Annotated in this window: 22 protein-coding genes, 3 pseudogenes and 1 riboswitch; of the genes and pseudogenes, 20 read left to right on the top strand and 5 right to left on the bottom strand. The window is 51.2% G+C overall.

The features are described from left to right. The first annotated feature begins 70 nt into the window (after window positions 1–70). Window positions 71–1,045, top strand: coding sequence for a phosphate acetyltransferase (gene pta / locus SO058_RS00495; protein ID WP_320841046.1), 975 nt, complete (start codon window positions 71–73; stop codon window positions 1,043–1,045). A 56-nt stretch (window positions 1,046–1,101) separates the two neighbouring features. Here pta and SO058_RS00490 read toward each other — a convergent pair whose 3' ends face one another. After that, on the bottom strand, window positions 1,102–2,595 hold the full coding sequence (locus SO058_RS00490; RefSeq protein ID WP_320841045.1) for an aldehyde dehydrogenase family protein: 1,494 nt from the start codon (window positions 2,593–2,595) through the stop codon (window positions 1,102–1,104). 74 nt (window positions 2,596–2,669) lie between these two features. Beyond that, window positions 2,670–2,793: riboswitch (molybdenum cofactor riboswitch) on the bottom strand. Window positions 2,794–2,933: 140 nt separating this feature from the next. Here SO058_RS00490 and SO058_RS00485 point away from each other — a divergent pair. From SO058_RS00485 to SO058_RS00465, 5 genes and pseudogenes are all read left to right on the top strand, one after another. Further along, window positions 2,934–3,407 carry a heme-degrading domain-containing protein gene (locus SO058_RS00485; RefSeq protein ID WP_320841044.1) on the top strand — a complete coding sequence of 158 codons (474 nt, stop codon included), beginning with the start codon at window positions 2,934–2,936 and terminating at the stop codon, window positions 3,405–3,407. A gap of 463 nt (window positions 3,408–3,870) precedes the next feature. Next, complete coding sequence (locus SO058_RS00480; protein WP_320841043.1) at window positions 3,871–4,770, top strand: DUF6017 domain-containing protein; 900 nt, start codon at window positions 3,871–3,873, stop codon at window positions 4,768–4,770. A 6-nt stretch (window positions 4,771–4,776) separates the two neighbouring features. Beyond that, complete coding sequence (locus SO058_RS00475; RefSeq protein WP_320841042.1) at window positions 4,777–5,265, top strand: PcfB family protein; 489 nt, start codon at window positions 4,777–4,779, stop codon at window positions 5,263–5,265. Further along, window positions 5,262–7,124, top strand: coding sequence for a VirD4-like conjugal transfer protein, CD1115 family (locus tag SO058_RS00470; protein ID WP_320841041.1), 1,863 nt, complete (start codon window positions 5,262–5,264; stop codon window positions 7,122–7,124). The genes SO058_RS00475 and SO058_RS00470 overlap by 4 nt, the downstream gene beginning before the upstream one ends. Before the next feature lie 3 nt (window positions 7,125–7,127). Then, a pseudogene (locus SO058_RS00465) lies at window positions 7,128–7,256 on the top strand (Maff2 family mobile element protein); the annotation flags it as partial. A gap of 135 nt (window positions 7,257–7,391) precedes the next feature. Here the strand turns inward: SO058_RS00465 and SO058_RS00460 are convergent. The 3 genes and pseudogenes from SO058_RS00460 to tnpA form a co-directional block, all read right to left on the bottom strand. After that, window positions 7,392–7,601 (bottom strand): annotated as a pseudogene (locus tag SO058_RS00460) (IS66 family transposase); the annotation flags it as partial. A gap of 181 nt (window positions 7,602–7,782) precedes the next feature. Beyond that, window positions 7,783–8,130 carry an IS66 family insertion sequence element accessory protein TnpB gene (gene tnpB, locus SO058_RS00455; RefSeq protein WP_075704897.1) on the bottom strand — a complete coding sequence of 116 codons (348 nt, stop codon included), beginning with the start codon at window positions 8,128–8,130 and terminating at the stop codon, window positions 7,783–7,785. Next, on the bottom strand, window positions 8,124–8,540 hold the full coding sequence (gene tnpA / locus SO058_RS00450; RefSeq protein WP_075704896.1) for an IS66 family insertion sequence element accessory protein TnpA: 417 nt from the start codon (window positions 8,538–8,540) through the stop codon (window positions 8,124–8,126). Before tnpA ends, tnpB begins: the two co-directional genes overlap by 7 nt. Window positions 8,541–8,706: 166 nt before the next feature. On the opposite strand from tnpA, the gene erm(G) reads away from it, so the two are divergent. The 3 genes from erm(G) (at window position 8,707) to SO058_RS00435 (ending at window position 10,448) form a co-directional block, all read left to right on the top strand. Then, window positions 8,707–9,441: a 23S rRNA (adenine(2058)-N(6))-methyltransferase Erm(G) gene (erm(G), locus tag SO058_RS00445; RefSeq protein ID WP_014387027.1), complete on the top strand. Its 735-nt coding sequence runs from the start codon at window positions 8,707–8,709 to the stop codon at window positions 9,439–9,441. Between the two features lie 225 nt (window positions 9,442–9,666). After that, window positions 9,667–9,864: a helix-turn-helix domain-containing protein gene (locus tag SO058_RS00440; RefSeq protein WP_075704895.1), complete on the top strand. Its 198-nt coding sequence runs from the start codon at window positions 9,667–9,669 to the stop codon at window positions 9,862–9,864. Between the two features lie 104 nt (window positions 9,865–9,968). Continuing rightward, window positions 9,969–10,448, top strand: a complete 480-nt coding sequence (locus SO058_RS00435; RefSeq protein ID WP_075704894.1) for an MGMT family protein — start codon at window positions 9,969–9,971, stop codon at window positions 10,446–10,448. A 52-nt stretch (window positions 10,449–10,500) separates the two neighbouring features. Here the strand turns inward: SO058_RS00435 and SO058_RS00430 are convergent, their stop codons facing one another. Next, window positions 10,501–11,010, bottom strand: a complete 510-nt coding sequence (locus SO058_RS00430) for a hypothetical protein (protein WP_320841040.1) — start codon at window positions 11,008–11,010, stop codon at window positions 10,501–10,503. Between the two features lie 340 nt (window positions 11,011–11,350). Between SO058_RS00430 and SO058_RS00425 the strand changes: the two genes are divergently transcribed. The 11 genes and pseudogenes from SO058_RS00425 to SO058_RS00375 form a co-directional block, all read left to right on the top strand. Further along, a complete protein-coding gene (locus SO058_RS00425; RefSeq protein ID WP_320841039.1) occupies window positions 11,351–11,749 on the top strand; it encodes a plasmid mobilization protein in 399 nt (132 codons plus the stop codon). Beyond that, on the top strand, window positions 11,721–13,334 hold the full coding sequence (locus SO058_RS00420; RefSeq protein WP_320841038.1) for a relaxase/mobilization nuclease domain-containing protein: 1,614 nt from the start codon (window positions 11,721–11,723) through the stop codon (window positions 13,332–13,334). Before SO058_RS00425 ends, SO058_RS00420 begins: the two co-directional genes overlap by 29 nt. A gap of 275 nt (window positions 13,335–13,609) precedes the next feature. Further along, window positions 13,610–13,771, top strand: a complete 162-nt coding sequence (locus SO058_RS00415; protein WP_320841137.1) for a hypothetical protein — start codon at window positions 13,610–13,612, stop codon at window positions 13,769–13,771. Then, entirely contained in the window at window positions 13,768–14,529 is a 762-nt protein-coding gene (locus tag SO058_RS00410) for a replication initiator protein A (RefSeq protein ID WP_320841037.1), read from the top strand. The genes SO058_RS00415 and SO058_RS00410 overlap by 4 nt, the downstream gene beginning before the upstream one ends. Continuing rightward, entirely contained in the window at window positions 14,526–15,359 is an 834-nt protein-coding gene (locus SO058_RS00405; protein WP_320841036.1) for an ATP-binding protein, read from the top strand. Before SO058_RS00410 ends, SO058_RS00405 begins: the two co-directional genes overlap by 4 nt. Window positions 15,360–15,371: 12 nt before the next feature. Continuing rightward, window positions 15,372–15,554, top strand: a complete 183-nt coding sequence (locus SO058_RS00400) for a transposon-encoded TnpW family protein (protein ID WP_320841035.1) — start codon at window positions 15,372–15,374, stop codon at window positions 15,552–15,554. Window positions 15,555–15,665: 111 nt separating this feature from the next. Continuing rightward, window positions 15,666–17,285, top strand: coding sequence for a recombinase family protein (locus tag SO058_RS00395; RefSeq protein ID WP_320841034.1), 1,620 nt, complete (start codon window positions 15,666–15,668; stop codon window positions 17,283–17,285). An 86-nt stretch (window positions 17,286–17,371) separates the two neighbouring features. Next, window positions 17,372–17,467 (top strand): annotated as a pseudogene (locus SO058_RS11085) (Maff2 family mobile element protein); the annotation flags it as partial. 73 nt (window positions 17,468–17,540) lie between these two features. Next, window positions 17,541–18,404, top strand: coding sequence for a VirB6/TrbL-like conjugal transfer protein, CD1112 family (locus SO058_RS00385; RefSeq protein ID WP_002604481.1), 864 nt, complete (start codon window positions 17,541–17,543; stop codon window positions 18,402–18,404). A 10-nt stretch (window positions 18,405–18,414) separates the two neighbouring features. After that, a complete protein-coding gene (locus SO058_RS00380) occupies window positions 18,415–18,963 on the top strand; it encodes an MT-A70 family methyltransferase (RefSeq protein ID WP_002604480.1) in 549 nt (182 codons plus the stop codon). A 1-nt stretch (window position 18,964) separates the two neighbouring features. After that, on the top strand, window positions 18,965–19,309 hold a 345-nt coding region (locus SO058_RS00375; protein ID WP_320841032.1), incomplete at its 3' end, for a PrgI family protein.

Below are 19,309 nucleotides of genomic sequence, written 5' to 3'. Positions count from 1 at the left end.
CGTCCGGGTGTATAATGTCCATATGAAACCCGTTTGCTCCGCAAGCATAAAATTGGAGGAGAGAAGAAAAATGTTTGAGAACCTGATTAAAACGCTTAAAGCCGACAAGCGCAAGATCGTCTTTACCGAGGGCCCGGATCCGCGCATCCTGGAGGCCGCCGCGCGCCTGAAGAAGGACGGCCTGCTGGAGTCCATCCTGGTCGGCAACGTGGACGAGGTCAAGGCTGCCGCTAAGGCTGGCGGCTTCGATATCGATGGGTTGGAGATTATCGACCCGGCCACCTATCCTGAAATGGATGAGATGGTCACCAAGATGGTCGAGCTGCGCAAGGGCAAGATGAGCGAAGAGGACTGCCGCAAGGCGCTCTCCAAAGGCAACTATTTCGGTACCATGCTCGTGAAGCTCGGCAAGGCTGACGCGCTGCTCGGCGGCGCGACTTACTCGACGGCCGACACCGTCCGCCCCGCGCTCCAGATCATCAAGACCAAGCCTGGCAACAAGATCGTTTCCTCGTGCTTTATCCTGCGCCGCGACGTCAAGGACGGCGGCGACGAGATGTACGCCATGGGTGACTGCGCGATCAACATCAACCCGGGCGAGGACGATTTGGTAGAAATCGCGATCGAAACGGCGAAGACCGCCGCGGCGTTCGGCATCGATCCCAAGGTCGCCATGCTGTCCTATTCGACCATGGGCTCGGGCAAGGGCGAAACAGTCGATATGATGAAAAACGCCACTGCCAAGACTAAGGAAGCCGCCCCCGATCTCGCGGTAGACGGCGAATTGCAGTTTGACGCGGCGTTCTCCCCCGTTGTTGCCAAGACCAAGTGCAAGGGCTCGCCGGTCGCCGGCCAGGCCAACACGTTTATCTTCCCGGACATCAACGCGGGCAACATCGGCTATAAGATCGCCCAGCGTCTGGGCGGCTTTGAGGCGTATGGCCCGATCCTGCAGGGGCTGAACGCCCCGATCAACGATCTGTCGCGCGGCTGCGACGCAAACGAGGTTTACCAGATGGCGATCATCACCGCAGGCCTCAAATAATTCGCTTATTAAAGAAGCCCCCCGCCATATGGCAGGGGGCTTCTTTATGTTAAGAGTCAATCGTTGGGCAGTCCGAAGAAGTTATCGTATTCCGCACCCATGTACCAAATATGGTTTTTGACCTTAAGATATTCCAGCAGACCCTCCAGACCGTCCTCCCGGCCAAGGCCGCTGTTGCGGTTGCCGCCGAACGGCGTTTCGATGTTCGACTTGGTCGCACAGTTCATCCAGACCGTGCCGGCGTCGATCTTTTCAGCAAGCCAGTACATTTTGCGGATGTTTTCCGTAAACACCGCCGCGCCCAGTGCAAACCGCGTGGCATTGGCGAGCTCAACCGCCTCTTCCAGCGTCTTGTATCGCGTGACGGCCAAGACCGGCCCAAACACCTCTTCCTGGAAAATCTCCATATCCGCTGTTACATCCTCGATGATTGTCGGCGGATAATAGCTGCCCTTTTCATAGGGCGGCTCGGTCAGCATCCTGCCGCCGCAGCGCAGCTTGCCGCCTGCCGCCAGCGCCCGCTCGACAAAGCCGTGAACGGTTTCCCGGTGTTCCCTGCTGATCAGCGAACCCATCTGGACCGTTTCATCCAGACAGTCCCCAATTTTCAGCTTGCCCACACGGTTAACCAGCTTTTCCATAAACACATCGTAAATCTCATCCGCCAGCAGCAGGCGCGAGGTCGAGACGCACACCTCGCCTTGGTTCATGCAGAAGCCCAAGATTACTGAATTAAGCGCGGCATCCATATCACAGTCCGCTTCGACCACGATGGGGCTTTTGCCGCCCAGTTCCAGCGAAAGCGGCTTGATACGCCCCGCCTGTGAAGAAGCGGCCATCAGCCTCCGTCCCACCTCTTCCGAGCCGGTCAGCGCGACCATCGCCACCTTGTCGTTCGCCAGCAGTTCCTCACCGACAACGCCGCCCGAACCGGAAACGATGTTGTATACGCCGGCCGGTACGCCAGCCTCTTCAAAAACCTCTCCAAGGATCTGGCTGGTGACCGGCGTCATGGTTGCCGCCTTGCAAACCACGGTATTGCCCGCCGCCAGCGCTGCACCGATCGAACGAGTCAACAAATGCAGCGGGAAATTCCATGGAGCAATGCTGCCGACCACGCCATACGGCTCATAGGAGGTATAGTCAAACAGAAAATGCCCCGGCACAGGGATGACTTTTCCGCAGAGCGATTTCGCACTGTCCGCGTGGAAGCGGAATGCCCGGATGGACAACGGAATATCGATGGTTCGCGTTTCATAAATCGTCTTGCCCGTGTCCATCGCTTCCCAGCGCGCCAATTCTTCAAAACGGCGCTCCATGATATCCGCTACCCGGTGCAGGTATACCGCGCGTTCGTCCGGATCCAAACCAGACCAGCAGCCCGAGCGGAATGCCGCGTCCGCCGCGTCGATCGCTTTGCGGGTGTCCTCCACCGAACCATATGCCATTTCGGCAATCGGCTCCCCTGTGCAAGGATTATAGGTGACAAAGGTTTTGCCGCCCTCCGCGTCGACCCATTTGTTTCCGATAAATAACTTGAACTTTTGCATAACAGTCCCTTCCTTTCCAGACGGTAAATAAAAGCGGGCTTTGTGAAAAAGCCCGCTTTGGCGTATGGCAAACACACCATACATCGCAAACCCCTTCACAAACGGTGGGCATGACCGTTTCCCGTCACACCTGTCGGCTTGCGTCCATGGGGCGATGCGTTCCCTTTAGGAGCAGCAAGCGCGGAGCATATTGAATTTTCTATATCTAAATTGTATTATATATTTCACATAGTTGTCAATATGTTATTTTTAATATATTTTAACATTTATTATTGACATTTTGTTTGCATTGTATTATATTAAATGTAGACAGAAAAACCTGAAAATGAGGTGACGAAATGAGTTCCCATCAATCAGAAATTGAAAAAATCAAAGAACAGGAACGCACGCTTGTGTTTGACCATTTTGGCAGCGAGGACGCGCTGCGAATTGGGCAGATCCTCATTGATAAGGCCAAGCAGACCGGTGTCAGCTATGTAATTAACATCAGCCTCAACCGCAGACAGCTTTTCCATTTCTCCCCCGAGGGTGTTTCGCCTGATAATGATAATTGGGCGCGCCGCAAGGAGAATTGCGTCTATCACTTTTTCCGCAGCTCTTACCGCCTCACTCTCGAACTGGAGGACAGTGAAGAATTGCTGTTTCCGCGGTACGGGCTGAACGACGCCGATTTCGTTACCGCAGGCGGTTCCTTTCCCATCACGGTGCGGGGCGTTGGCGTGGTCGGCGCGATAACGATTTCCGGCCTTCCGCAGGAAGACGATCATGCCTATGTCACAGGCGCTATTGTGCAATATCTAAGCGCACTTTAATTTACTTGCCCTTTCATTCTCTATTCACTTCTTCTCTCTTTCACTAAAACACCTGCCGTTTTCCGGCAGGTGTTTTAGTATGTAAATCGCAAAAGACCGGGCGGCGTTCCCCGCCTCCTAATAAGAAAACATGAGCAAATCCAGTAAAATCAATGTTTTCAGAGGCAAGGAACACGATGTGAAGTCAAAAAATTAAATACTGGCAGGATAAAGGGTGCTGATGTGAAATATCAGCACCCTTTTCCTGTCCCAAACGCCATAGGATTTTCTATGGCGTTTTTTACTTTCCATCACGCACACAAAAAACTGTATTGAAAGGGGTGAGAAATCAAAAGTATTTCTCCATGTAGGAAATGCAAATCAAGTGCCCATAGGTTTTCCCATCTGGATAAGCGGGCGAGCACAGGATTGAAATTTTCTTAAAAACGAACACTTTTTCATGCCGCTGGAGGGAGGTGATACTATGGCGGTATTTCGCATTGAGAAAACCCGTGACTACACAGTGATGGCAAATCACCATCTGCGGAACACGGCCCTGTCGCTGAAAGCGAAGGGGCTGCTGTCCCTTATGCTGTCTTTGCCGGAGGACTGGGATTATACCACCAAAGGCCTTGCCCGGATATGCCGGGATGGAGTGGACAGTATTTGTGCTACGGTCCGGGAGCTGGAGGATGCGGGGTACATTATCCGTGAAAGAGTCCGTAACGCCAACGGGCGGCTTGGCAGCATTGAGTATACGATTCTGGAACAGCCCAGACAGCCGGAACCTAAACCGGAAAAACCTGAACGGGAAAATCCAGTTCAGGTAAAACCAGTCTTGGATTCTCCTGTCTTGGGAAAACCTGAACAGGAAAAACCCGCACAATTAAATACTAAAGAATCAAGTAACCAGGTATCAAATACTGATCTATCAAGTACGGAAGGATCAAATCCTATCCAATCAAGCCCCCAAACCCCCACAGAGGCCAAACGGACCGGACGGGACTGGATGCGGGAGCGAGAGAGTTATCGGGAGCTGATTTTGGAGAATATCGAGTATGACCATCTATACCGGGATGACCGGCTGGATCGGGATATGCTGAACGAGCTGGTGGAGCTTATGGTGGACACCGTCTGTTCCCGCAGGGAGACGATCCGCATTGCCGGGGACGACTGTCCGGCGGAGGTGGTCAAATCCCGTTTCCTGAAACTGAACAGTTCCCACATCGAGTATGTGCTGGACCGTATGCGGGAGAACACCACCTATGTTCGCAACATCAAGAAATATCTGCTGGCTGCCCTGTATAACGCCCCGGCCACCATCGACAGTTACTATGCGTCTCTGGTGAACCACGACCTGTACGGCAACGGAGAAAGGAGATGATAGGTCATGCAGGAAGAAGTCACCCAGCGCACCGTTGCCCTCTGTGTGGAGGCTACCAAGCTCTCCGCCGGGATGCTGCAACAGGCCATGAAAAAAGTGCTGGACGATATGCAGAAAGGAGTGACCGGCCACAAAACCAAGCTGCACCACGGTAAGCAGACCCTTCGGCAGCTTATGAAACACAACACCGGCGTTTCCAACATCGAGATCACCGACCAGAACATCCGGGCCTTTTCCGCCACCGCCAAGAAATACGGCATTGACTTCGCTCTGAAAAAGGATACCAGCGGCGAGATACCCCGCTACCTGGTATTCTTCAAAGGCCGGGATGTCGACGTCATTACGGCGGCCTTCCGGGAGTTTTCCGCAAAGAACCTGGAGAAAGAGAAAAAGCCCTCCATCCGCAAGGAGCTGGAGCAGGCGAAGCAGCAGGCCAAAGCCCAGCACCACCAGCGGGAGAAGGTCAAGACCAAAGACCGGGAGGTGGAATTATGACGGATACCTGGAAAAAAGCCCTCATTCTCAATCTCCCGTATCTGCTGTTCGTATATCTCTTTGATAAGCTCTGCCAGGCGGTGCGCCTTGCACCCGGCCTTGACGCCTCTGAAAAGTTCCTGCATTTGAGCCAAGGCTTTACAGAGGCGTTTTCTTATGCGGCGCCCAGCCTGCATCCGATGGACCTGCTGGTGGGCATTGCCGGGGCGGTCATCATCCGGCTGGCGGTGTACGCCAAAGGCAAAAACGCAAAGAAATATCGCCGGGGAATGGAGTTTGGCAGCGCCCGATGGGGCACAGCGGCCGATATTGCCCCCTATGTCGATCCGGTCCCCGACTGGAACATCCCTCTGACCCGGACAGAAAAGCTCACCATGTCCAGCCGCCCGAAAAACCCCAAGTACGCCCGGAACAAGAACATCCTGGTCATTGGAGGAAGTGGCAGCGGCAAGACCCGGTTCTTCGTTAAGCCCTCCATCATGCAGATGCACAGTTCTTATGTGGTCACCGATCCCAAAGGGCAGCTTTTGTCCGAGGTGGGAACGATGCTGCGGCGGGGTGCCCCCAAGCTGGACGAGAACGGAAAGCCTATGCGGGACGCCCGCGGGAAGGTCATTTATGAGCCATACCGCATCAAGGTCCTCAACACCATCAACTTCAAAAAGAGCATGAAGTACAACCCCTTCGCCTACATCCGCAGCGAAAAGGATATTTTGAAGCTGGTCAATGTCATTATCGCCAACACCAAAGGCGACGGGGAAAAATCCTCGGAGGATTTTTGGGTGAAGGCCGAGCGCCTTTTGTACTGCGCCCTGATCGGGTACATCTGGTATGAGGCGGAGCCGGAGGAAAAGAACTTCCTCACGCTGCTGGAACTTATCAACGCATCGGAGGCCAGAGAGGACGACGAGGAATTTCAGTCGCCCGTGGATATTCTGTTCTCCAAGCTGGAGAAGGAGCACCCGGACCACTTCGCCGTGAAGCAATACCGAAAGTTCAAATTAGCCGCCGGCAAAACTTTGAAAAGTATTTTGGTGAGCTGCGGTGCCCGCCTTGCCCCCTTCGATATTGCGGAGCTGCGGGAGGTCATGTCAGATGATGAACTGGAGCTGGACACCCTGGGCGACCGGAAAACGGCGCTGTTCCTCATTATGAGCGACACAGACACCACCTTTAACTTCGTCATCGCCATTCTGCAATCCCAACTCACAAATCTGCTCTGTGACAAGGCAGACGATGTGTACGGCGGCAGGCTGCCCGTCCATGTACGCTTTCTTCTCGACGAGTTTGCCAACATCGGTCAGATACCCAATTTCGACAAGCTGATCGCCACCATCCGAAGCCGGGAAATCTCGGCTTCTATTATTTTGCAGTCCCAAAGCCAGTTAAAAACCATCTACAAGGACGCCGCGGATACCATTGTGGGCAACTGCGACACCACCTTGTTTTTGGGAGGCAAGGAGAAATCCACCCTGAAAGAAATCTCGGAGCTGCTGGGCAAGGAGACCATCGACAGCTTCAACCAATCCGAGAACCGGGGCAGCCAGGTTTCCCACGGCCTCAACTATCAGAAATTAGGAAAGGAGCTGATGACCCAGGACGAGATCGCAACGATGGACGGAAACAAGTGCATCTTGCAGCTTCGAGGGGTGCGGCCGTTTTTCAGCGACAAGTTTGATATAACGAAGCATCCCCGCTACAAGTACCTTGCCGACGCCGACAAGAAAAACATCTTTGACATTGAACGGTACATGAAACGCAGACCGGCTATTGTGAAGCTGGACGAGCCTTTCGATCTGTACGAATTGAAAGCAACCGACCTTCAACCCAACAATTCAAATGAACGAAAGGAACTGTGATTTATGGATTTCTTTACAAACGCTATCGATGTTTTGCAGACCCTGGTGATCGCCCTAGGCGGCGGCCTGTGTGTATGGGGCGGCATCAACCTTCTGGAAGGTTACGGGCAGGACAACCCTGCCTCCAATGCTCATGTGTCGTAAAGAAACACAGAAAAATTTGATAGACAGTCCTACTATATCCGTAAAAAAATGTTTACAAATGGAGCGCACAGAGTTATACTTGTCATCATAGGTTGCCTTGGGTTTCCGCTCTTTGGTATACCCCTTGACGCTGATCACTTCCGGTTCGATCACTTCCGCAGGCTTTTCATCACCGACGGGTGTACCGAACAGATTCAGCTGTCCGTCCAGCTGGTCATGGCGTATTTCACTGGTTGAGCCAAAGACCTTGTTCTTAAGATACGCAAGCTGAGACTGGAGATTCGCGATCAGAAGGTCTTTTTCACTGTCCTTCGCATTGCGTTCTTCCAGCATCTTCTGCAATGAACTTATGAGTTCGTTCTGAGTGCTGATTGTTTTATTCAGTTGTGAGATTGTATCCTTAAGCTCTAAGAGCTGGATATCTTTTACTCCTGAAGGCATGGTCTTCTGCTCCGTTTTTTGATACTTCTATTGTACCATAAACAGGTGCAAAAGCCTAGAAAAATCAAGCGTTTCAGGCACTTTTTATTGCCTTTGGCTGCTCGATCTCAAGACCGGACATGAGCCAGTCAAACTGCCTCCATGTAATGGTTTTCACCTCGTCACGGTTACGTGGCCACCGGTATTTTCCGGTGTTATGATCGAGGCGTTTATATAAAAGCACAAAACCGTCATTCTCATGAAGGAGTGCCTTTATCCTGTCATTGCGTCTGCCGCAGAAAAGGTAGAGCGCGGTGGTATGCTCCGGTTCAAAGTGAAGCTGGTCTCTGATGATGGCGCACAGACCATCGATTGATTTTCTCATATCGGTGTAGCCACAAATGATATAAATATCTGTTGCAGCTGTAATGTCGCCTAGCATGATGCACCTCCCACAGACCGGATGATCTGTGCTAAAAGTGCCGGATCTATATCATTTGAAATCCTGATCAGGGCGGAGCCGAGTTTGATCTCAGCAGTTGCTTCCATACAGTTTGTATCCGTATGATCCGGAAGCACGCTTAAAAGCTGTGGTGTCTCTTCGTGCAGAACAGGCTGGTCAACGATTTCAAGTTTGACAACATCCTGTTGTTCCGAAGGCTTATAGCCTCCCCGGCCTGTTGCCGGCGGAATATCATAGCAGGATTTTTTGCGAAGCCGCTTGACCCAGTTGTAGAATGTACCGGGTTTGATCCCGTGCTCGTTGCACCACTGAAAATCGCTTAGTCCGCTGCTGCGACATTCCATGATGAGCCGGTATTGCTCATCGGCAGTTCGTCTTTCTGTCTGCATAAATGTAACCTCCATAATTGTAGTAAAATGCTTGCTTACTGCTAGATCCTAGCGCCGGATCATAGAGTAAAATGCTGGCATATGTGATTACTACTATTATGGCAAATATATGACCAAGCGAACAGATACCCTTATATTAGGCGCTTACCTTTAAGGAGAGGTTATAATGAACAAAGTAAATATAAAAGATAGTCAAAATTTTATTACTTCAAAATATCACATAGAAAAAATAATGAATTGCATAAGTTTAGATGAAAAAGATAACATCTTTGAAATAGGTGCAGGGAAAGGTCATTTTACTGCTGAATTGGTAAAGAGATGTAATTTTGTTACGGCGATAGAAATTGATTCTAAATTATGTGAGGTAACTCGTAATAAGCTCTTAAATTATCCTAACTATCAAATAGTAAATGATGATATACTGAAATTTACATTTCCTAGCCACAATCCATATAAAATATTTGGCAGCATACCTTACAACATAAGCACAAATATAATTCGAAAAATTGTTTTTGAAAGTTCAGCCACAATAAGTTATTTAATAGTGGAATATGGTTTTGCTAAAAGGTTATTAGATACAAACAGATCACTAGCATTGCTGTTAATGGCAGAGGTAGATATTTCTATATTAGCAAAAATTCCTAGGTATTATTTCCATCCAAAACCTAAAGTGGATAGCGCATTAATTGTATTAAAAAGAAAGCCAGCAAAAATGGCATTTAAAGAGAGAAAAAAATATGAAACTTTTGTAATGAAATGGGTTAACAAAGAGTATGAAAAACTGTTTACAAAAAATCAATTTAATAAAGCTTTAAAACATGCGAGAATATATGATATAAACAATATTAGTTTCGAACAATTTGTATCGCTATTTAATAGTTATAAAATATTTAACGGCTAAAAACAATAGGCCACATGCAACTGTAAATGTTTAGTTATAGGTAGGGTAGCATAAGTTAAAATGCTATTCTGCCTTTTAAAAGTATGGTATACATTCCAGAGAGAGATTGGATATGTTCCCGTATACCGATAGTGCCAAAAGCGAAGTGGATATGTTTCCGAGAACGGACGTACTCAAATGACATTCATTCTGTCCTCTCCAGCCAGCTCATGGAGGGAAACGACCATGAGTAAACTTCTCCCCTATGAAACAATCGTTAAAGCCCATGAGGGCGACCCGGACGCAATCGACACGGTTCTTTCCCACTACGCCGGATATATCCGCTACTTCTCCAAAATAAACGGACAGGTCAACTCCGAGGTGGAGGACTATGTGAAGCAGCGGCTCATTGCCGCGCTGTTCAAATTTCGCTTTGACCGTTGAGTTATATCCAATGTCAGACAAGAAAAAAATCAAGCTGATTTTCAAACCGTCTCATTGCATGGAATAATCTGCTCCACTATAATTAAGGCAGGAGGTGTTGAGAGATGGCGAATGAAGATAAAAAAGATTTTAATGCCATGCTACATGATAGCAAGGATATGCCTAAATTTCAGATTATTACCGACCAGAAAAGCATTGAGAAATATGGCGGAAGCAGAATGTATTTTGCCCCACCAATCGAATATGATAAAGTGATGAAACTAATTCCTTATGGCAAAGTAATCACTGTCGGAAAAATCCGTGAATATTTTGCTAAACTGAATGGAGCGGATTTCACAGAGCCTATTACAGCCGGGATTTTTGTATCTATTGCAGCATGGGCGAGTTACCAGCGTTCTGAAGATGAAACCCCGTATTGGCGAACCTTAAAGGCAAACGGGGAATTGAACGCAAAATATCCCGGCGGTGTAGAGGCACAAAAGGAAAAGTTGGAAGCGGAAGGCCACACAATTATTCAGAAAGGACGCACAAATATAAAGTATTTTGTAAAGGACTATGAAAGTATTCTTTTTGATTTGAGATGAGAAGTTTTTATTTGCTAAACGCGTTATCGTCATACCAGCCAGCCCTAAACTTTCAAAACTGAATACCAGCCGCCACCGGCGACCAGCGAAAGCAGTAAGTCTGAAAAAGATTTGCTGCTTTTTTTGTTGCCCGTTCTGGCTCCCGGCCATTTTGCCCCCTGCCGGTTGTAGTAGTAAATGAGGGGAGAAATTTTCCCGCCCGGATATTTGGCATTTTCAAAATCTCTCCGTTGTAGGAAGTGAAAGCAAAATTTTTCTGTCCCGCCGGTTGCCAAAATCCCCGTTCCCGGATTACTAAGGCAAAAGAAATTTTGAAAAATCTCTGTCCAGCGGGTAGCTGACGGCTTTTCAAATGTATCTTTAGCGGAAAAGAAAAATAGCGCAGCCAGCGGGTAGCAAAGCCCCTCTGCGGAGTAATATTGGCGAAAGAAAAAAGGCAGCGAACAGCGGGCTGAAAGCCCCGCCCTGTTCGCTCTATGTACGGAAAAGCCCGGACAGGGCCAGTCTGCGGCTTACTTAGAGCAAGTATCGACCAGTGTGCCAAATTTCGCTTTTCGCTCATTTGTCCCCCGGTCAGATACTTGTTGGGGTTGCCACCCCAAACCCGCCTTGTCGTCCTCGCGGACTGCATATCATTCGTTTCCGCATGAGTGCGAAAACTCATTCATTCCGTCGCTCGTCCTCTCCCCACAAAGTCATGCGACTTTGCGGGGCGCCCCATAAGCGCCGCCGAAAAATCCCCCGAAAATATTTTCCCGGATTTTTCAAAAACAGTTCCGCTTTGCACCCTGTTTTTCTCCTATTAGTGAGAGGGCGCAGCACCCCGAAAAAATTTTTTTTGCGGACACTGCCAAGTTTTTTGAAAATCATGTCCGTTGTAGTGTGAAAGGAGGTTCACAGCTATGTCAAAGCAGTACAACACCCCCAAGCGGAAATGTGTTGTCAAAACAAGACTGACCGAGGACGAGCGTAAAGCCTTTGAGGATAAATGTTCTGTCCTCTCCATGAGCCAGTCCGAGTATATCCGGCAGGCTGTCTTTTACAGCCGGATTGCCCCCGTTATCCGGGTGACCGCCCACAGCGAGGAAATGCTTGCCGCCGTATCTTCCCTTGTGGCGCAGTACGGGAAAATCGGCAGCAACCTAAACCAGATCGCCCGGTATCTCAACGAATACGGCGCACCCTACAACGCCTTATCGGGCGAAGTGAGAGCCGCCGTTTCCGACCTTGCCGCCCTCAAATTCGAGGTGCTGAAAGTGGTAGGTGAAGCCTATGGCAACGATAAAGCATATCCCCTCTAAAAATGCCGACTACGGAGCCGCCGAAGCCTACCTGACCTTTGAGCATGACGAGTTTACCATGAAGCCCACCCTTGATGAACAGGGGCGGCTTATCCCCCGGCAGGACTACCGGCTGGACACGCTGAACTGCGATGGGGAAGATTTTGCCCTGTCCTGTATCCGGGCAAATCTGCGATACGGCAAAAACAGCAAACGGGAGGACATCAAGAGCCACCACTATATCATCAGCTTTGACCCAAGGGACGCAGCCGACAATGGGCTGACCGTTGACCGGGCGCAGGCGTTGGGGCTTGCCTACTGCAAAGAGCATTTTCCCGGACACCAAGCCCTTGTCTGCACCCACCCGGACGGACACAACCACAGCGGAAACATTCATGTGCATATCGTTATCAATTCTTTGCGGATTGCCGGGGTGGAGCGCAAGCCCTATATGGACAGGGCAAGCGACACCAGAGCCGGGGACAAGCACCGCTGCACCGCCGCAGCCATGCGGTATTTCCGCAGCGAAGTCATGGAGATGTGCCACCGGGAGGGGCTTTACCAAATCGACCTCTTGAACGGCAGCCGAAACAAAGTGACCGAGCGTGAATACTGGGCGAAGCGCAAGGGGCAAGCCAAGCTGGATAAGGAAAACACTGCTATGCTTGCCGGGGGTATCACGCCGAGGACAACTAAGTTTGAAACCGACAAAGACCGTTTGCGGCAGACCATACGCCAAGCCCTTTCCACCGCCGCCAGCTTTGACGAGTTTTCCTCTCTCCTATTGCGGGAGGGCGTGACCGTCAAGGAGAGCCGGGGGCGGCTTAGTTACCTCACGCCGGACAGGACGAAGCCCATCACCGCCCGGAAGCTGGGGACGGATTTTGACAAAGCCGCCGTCCTTGCCGTTTTGGAGCAGAACGCCCATAGAGCGGCCGCAAAGGCGCAGGACAGGCAGGAGCACCAGCCGCAGGTGTCCGGGGGCATACAGCGGACAGAAACCGCAAAAACCGCCCCGAACCCCGACAGCCCGCAGCGGCTTGTGGATATAGCCGCCAAGCGAGCCGAGGGAAAAGGTATCGGCTATGAGCGTTGGGCGAAAATCTTTAACCTCAAACAGATGGCAAAGACCATGACTTTCCTTTCCGAGCATGGCTTTGCCAGCCCCGAAGAAGTGGACGTAGCCCTTGAAGCCGCCATTTCCGGGCAGCATACCGCCGGGGAAAGGCTGAAAGGACTGGAAACGAAAATCACCGCCAACAAGGAACTCATGCGGCAGATCTCCGTTTACCGCAAGACCAGGCCCGCCCATGAGGGGCTGAAAAACGCCAAAAAGCCGGAACAGTACCGGGAGCAGCACCGTTCCGACTTGACGCTGTACGAAGCGGCGGTGCGGTATTTCCGGGAACAGGGCTTGAAGAAGCTGCCCGCCGTTTCCAAGCTGCAAGCGGAAAATGAAACCCTGATTTCCGAAAAAAACGGGCTTTACGCCGAGTATCGGGAACAGAAAGCCAAAGTGGGCGAACTGCTGAAAGTCCAGTCCAACCTTGCCGCCATGCTCCGGCAGGAACGGACAAAAGAGGTGCGCCGGGATTGGGAGCGGTAAGGGTGTTCCGTTTTGTTCCACCGCTACCGGGGAAAGGGTACGCCATTTCACCGACCCCTTTCGCATGGGAAACTGACCGCTGAAACCCGCCCCGAAATGATACCGAACTTTGACAAAACCGCCCCTTATATCTTCCCCTATCCGCAATACCACCCGCCTTTTCCAAGGGGCTTACAGAGGGGAAAATCCCCGAAAATGACACCGAAACCATACACCAAACGCCGCCTATCCCGTTACCCCGATAGAAGCGGCAGAAAGGAGCCGCCATGCCGAGAATGAGCAAGAAGCGCAAGGAAGAATGGGCGTTCTTCCTTAACGAGCGCAACCGTATCACCTACAACCCCCTTTGCCGTAAGTGCCGCCGCACCTGCAAGCAGAGTTTCCGGGCTGTCATCATCGAGTGCCCGCCGTTCCTCTCCAAGCGGGCGAAGCCATGAAGCCGGACAGCACGCAGGAAACGCTCTATGTAGGGCTGGACACAGGCTTGCCGCCCTATCTGCCTTACCCCCGGTTCTTGCTGAAAATGGACATTTCCCAGACCGCCAAGCTGCTCTATGCGCTGTTGTTAGACCGTACCACCCTTTCCCAGAAGAACGGCTGGCAGGACGGCAGCGGCAGGACATTCATCGTCTATCCCATAGCGGAGATTGCCGACACGCTGGATAAGGGGCAGACCGCCATCAAAGCCGCCCTGAACGAACTGGACGCAGCTGGACTACTGGAACGGAAACGGACGGGATTTTCCGCAGCCAACCGCCTGTATGTGAAGCTGCCGCCATTGGTGCGGATTTCCGACCCTGTGACAGCCGGAAAAGCGACCCTCATAAGTGCGGAAAACCGACCCACTGATGGTCGGAAAAGCGACCTTATGACGGTCGGAAAACCGACCCCTAACAACCTTACGATAAACAACCTTACAGAGAGCAAAACAATGGGAGTGAGTGGAGAGCCGCACAAGCCGTTTGGCAGATATGAGAATATTTTTCTGTCAGAAGCCGAGTATGCGGAACTGGAAACCGAATACCCGGACAGGCTGGAACGGTTCATTGAGGAAATGAGCCGCTACCTTGCCGCCAGCGGGAAAACCTACCAGAACTATGCCGCCGCCTTACGGATATGGGCGGAAAATGACAAAAAGGCCGCCCCGAAACAGGGCATACCCGATTACACCTGCAAGGAGGGAGAAAGTTTATGAACAAAATCGAAGATATGAATATTTTACCCGATACCGAGCCGGAAAACGGCGATTACACAGGCGGGGACGGGCTTTTATACTGCGGCAAGTGCCATAAGCCCAAAGAAGCCTACTTCCCGGAGGGCAAAGCATTGTTTGGGCTTGACCGCCACCCGGCAGAGTGCGACTGCCAGAGGGCGCAGCGGATCAAGCGTGAAGCCGCCGAGCAGCGGCGCAGACACCTTGACACCGTAGAGGACTTGAAACGCCGGGGCTTTTCCGATACCGCCATGCGGGACTGGACTTTTGAGAACGACAACGGGCAGAACCCACAGACCGCCATCGCCCGCAGATATACAGAAAAGTGGGAAACCATGAAAGAGAAAAACATGGGGCTGCTTTTCTGGGGCGGCGTTGGGACGGGCAAAAGCTATCTTGCCGCCTGTATCGCCAACGCCCTCATGGAGCAGGAAATCCCCGTCCGCATGACGAATTTTGCCGCAATCCTCAACGACCTTGCCGCCAGCTTTAAGGGGCGCAACGAGTACATTTCCCGCCTTTGCCGCTATCCGCTGCTTGTCCTTGATGATTTTGGCATGGAGTGTGACACCGCCTACGGGCTGGAACAGGTTTACAGCGTGATTGACAGCCGATACCGCAGCCGCAGGCCGCTGATCGTCACCACCAACCTCACCTTGCAGGAAATCCAGAACCCAACCGACACCGCCCACGCCCGTATCTATGACCGATTGCTAGAAATGTGCGCCCCTGTCCGTTTTACGGGCGGGAACTTCCGCAAGGGCATGGCGCAGAGCAAGCTGGAAGAACTGAAAAAACTGATAAACGAGTGAAAGGAGCCGCCTATGACAGAAAAACAGCCAATCCGCACCCCTGACCGCCGCCCCGACTGCGTGACGGAAATCCGCATAGGGAACTCCGTCCTCGTGGTGTCCGGTTTTTTCAAGCAGGACAGCACCGAAACCGCCGCCGACAAAATGGAAAAGGTGCTGCAAGCCGAAGCCGCTACACAAAAACCGGCGATTTGACCGGGCATAAAGAAGCAGATTTGACACTTTTGCCGCTATACAGCCAGCCCCCGCCTGTGGTACAATGAAGCTACGGAATAGTGGGGCTGGCTGTCGGAAACGGAGGATTTTATGATAAGACAAGCCACCCAAAACCTAATCACCGCCCTTTATCCGAGATTGTCCAAAGACGATTTGCAGCAAGGCGAGAGTAATTCCATATCGAACCAGAAACGGATACTCGAAGCCTATGCAAAGCAGAATGGCTTTACCAACCTGCGCTGGTACACTGATGACGGTTATTCTGGGGCAAATTTCCAAAGACCCGGTTTTCAGGCTATGCTTGCGGACATTGAAGCCGGGAAAGTGGGAACAGTCATCGTCAAGGATATGTCGAGGTTGGGGCGTAATTACCTGCAAGTGGGATTTTACACAGAAATGCTTTTTCCGCAGAAAGGCGTCCGCTTTATCGCTGTCAATGACAATGTAGACAGCGAAAATGGCGGCATGGACAACGATTTTACCCCGCTGCGCAACTTATTTAACGAATGGCTGGTAAGAGATACCAGCAAGAAAATCCGGGCAGTAAAGAGGTCGAAAGGAATGAGTGGGAAACCTGTTACCAGCAAAGCCGTCTATGGCTATCTCATGGACGAAAATGAAAACTTCATCATAGACGAGGAAGCCGCCCCGGTGGTACGGCAGATTTATCAGCTCTGCCTTGCCGGGAACGGTCCGACCAAGATTGCCCGTATGCTGACCGAGCAGCAAATCCCCACGCCGGGGACGCTGGAATACCAGCGGACAGGCAGCACCCGCCGCTACCACCCCGGCTATGAGTGCAAATGGGCGACCAATACCGTTGTGCATATCCTTGAGAACAGGGAATATATGGGCTGTCTGGTAAACTTCAAGACGGAAAAGGTGTCCTACAAGGTCAAGCACAGCGTGGAAAATCCCATTGAGAAGCAGGCGATTTTCCCGAACCACCACGAACCTATCATTGACAGGGAAACATGGGAACGGGTGCAGGAACTCCGCAAGCAGCGCAAACGTCCCAACCGCTATGATGAAGTGGGGCTGTTCTCCGGGATTTTGTTCTGCGCCGACTGTGGGCGGGTGATGTACCAGCAGCGATACCAGACGGACAAGCGGAAACAGGACTGCTACATCTGCGGCAGCTACAAGAAGCGCACCGCCGATTGTACGGCGCACTTTATCCGCACCGACCTGTTGACGGCGGGTGTCCTCTCCAATCTCCGGCAGGTGACAGAATACGCCGCCAAACATGAAAGCCGCTTTGTGAAGCTGCTTATCCAGCAGAACGAGATTGGCGGCAAGCGAAAGACCGCCGCAGCCACCAAACAGCTTGAACAGACGCAGGAGCGCATTTCTGAAATCAGCCGTATCATCAAACGGTTGTATGAGGACAATGTGACGGGGAAAATCAGCGATGGGCGTTTCATGGAACTGTCACAGGACTATGAAGCCGAGCAAGCGGAACTGAAAGAGAAAGCCGCCGCCCTGCAAGCCGAACTGGACAAGTCGCAGGCGGCAACGGTCAACGCCGAGAAATTTATGGGGATTGTCCGCAAGCACCTTGCCTTTGAGGAACTGACCCCCACCCTCTTGCGGGAAATGATTGAGAAAATCGTTGTGCATGAGTGCAGCTATGACGAGAACGGCACCCGCAGGCAGGACATTGAGATTTATTACAGCTTTGTAGGCAGGATTGACCTGCCCGAAGCCTAACGCCCGACCTATCCGGCACAGTGCGCAGGTGCCGGATAGCAACGGCAAAATTTTTTACACTTCTATTACTTCTTTATCACACATCAGCAAAGTCGCAGGGCATGAAACAGTTGATGGCGGGCGGCGGCGTTGCCCTTATCGGCCTTACCCTTGTCCCGCTGCTCTCCGGCCTGTTTGGATAATGCCACAAACTAACACTACCCGCCGCGCTCTCCCGCTTCACGCGGGAGGGCGCGGGAAAGGAGGGATTAGCTTTTGATATGGCAGATGATTGAAGATTGGTTTCGCGGCATTTTGACAGACGGAATACTCTCTAATCTCTCCGGGCTGTTCGACAGCGTAAATACAGAGGTTGGAGAAATCGCAACGCAAGTCGGCACAACCCCCGCCGGGTGGAACGCGGGCATATTCAATATGATACGCAGCCTATCGGAAAACGTCATTGTGCCGATTGCGGGCGTTATCATTACCTTTGTCATGTGCTACGAACTAATCCAGCTTGTAATTGAGAAAAACAATCTGCACGATCTCGACACTTGGATTTTCTTCAAGTGGATTTTCAAAACCTTTGTTGCGGTGCTGCTGGTAACAAATACTTGGAACATCGTCATGGGCGTATTTGACATTACACAGAGCGTCGTCAACGACAGCGCGGGCGTTATCATATCCGACACAAGCATAGATATTGCAACCGTTATCACCGATATAGAAGCAAAGCTGGACGCTATGAGCGTCGGCGGGCTTTTGGGGCTATGGTTTCAATCACTCTTTGTGGGGCTTACCATGAAAGCGTTGTCTATCTGTATCATGCTGGTGGTGTACGGGCGCATGATTGAAATATACCTTGTAACGAGTATCGCCCCTATCCCCGTTGCGACAATGGTAAATCGTGAATGGGGCGGCATGGGACAGAACTACTTAAAATCCTTGCTTGCCCTCGGTTTTCAGGCTTTTCTAATTCTTGTGTGCGTCGGTATTTATGCGGTTTTGATACAGACAATCGCAGCAACCGATGACATATCCGGCGCGATCTGGTCTTGCATGGGCTATACCGTCCTCTTGTGTTTTACGCTTTTCAAAACGGGAAGCCTTGCAAAATCCGTATTCAGCGCGCATTAAGGGGGTGCAGATGAAGAAATACAAAATCATTTACGCCGATCCCCCTTGGAGATACGCGAGAAGCAAGGTACAGGGCGCAGCGGAAAAGCACTATCCCACTATGAGTATTGAGGAACTTTGCGCTTTACCCGTCAAAGAAATTGCGGATAAGGACTGTATTTTATTCCTATGGGCGACGTTCCCGCAGCTTAAAGAAGCGTTGCAGTTAATCAAGGCTTGGGGATTTACCTATAAATCCGTTGCCTTTGTATGGTTAAAGCAAAATCGGAAATCGCCCACTTGGTTTTATGGCTTGGGCTTTTGGACGCGAGGAAATGCGGAAATCTGCTTGCTTGCTACCAAAGGACACCCGAAGCGACAATCAAACAAGGTACATCAATTTATTATTTCCCCTGTTGAGCAGCACAGCAAAAAGCCGGATATAACGCGGGAAAAGATACTTGCCCTTATGGGCGACCTACCGCGTATTGAACTGTTTGCAAGGCAGCATACCCCTGGTTGGGACGTATGGGGAAATGAAATCAAAAGCGACATACGGTTTGCCGGAAAGGAGGTTTGAAATGGCGTATGTAACCGTCCCAAAGGATTTAACCAAAATCAAGAGCAAGGTAATGTTCAACCTTACCAAAAGACAATTACTCTGTTTCGGCGCGGCGGTGGCTATCGGGCTACCGCTATTCTTTTTGACAAAGGACAGCGCGGGAACGACAACGGCGGCTTTGTGCATGGTGCTTGCCATGCTGCCCATGTTCCTACTCGCTATGTACGAGAAGAACGGGCAACCGCTGGAAGTGATTATACGGCAATTTGTGGAAGTGAAGTTTCTTCGCCCCAAAGAGCGACCTTATCAGACCAACAATTTTTATACCGCCCTTGCGCGGCAGGAGCGATTAGATAAGGAGGTA

The sequence above is a fragment of the Agathobaculum sp. genome (assembly GCF_034098985.1).
Lineage (GTDB): Bacteria > Bacillota > Clostridia > Oscillospirales > Butyricicoccaceae > Agathobaculum.
The sequence above is the reverse complement of the archived record's forward strand: the minus strand, read 5'-3'. Positions and strand labels throughout refer to the sequence as shown.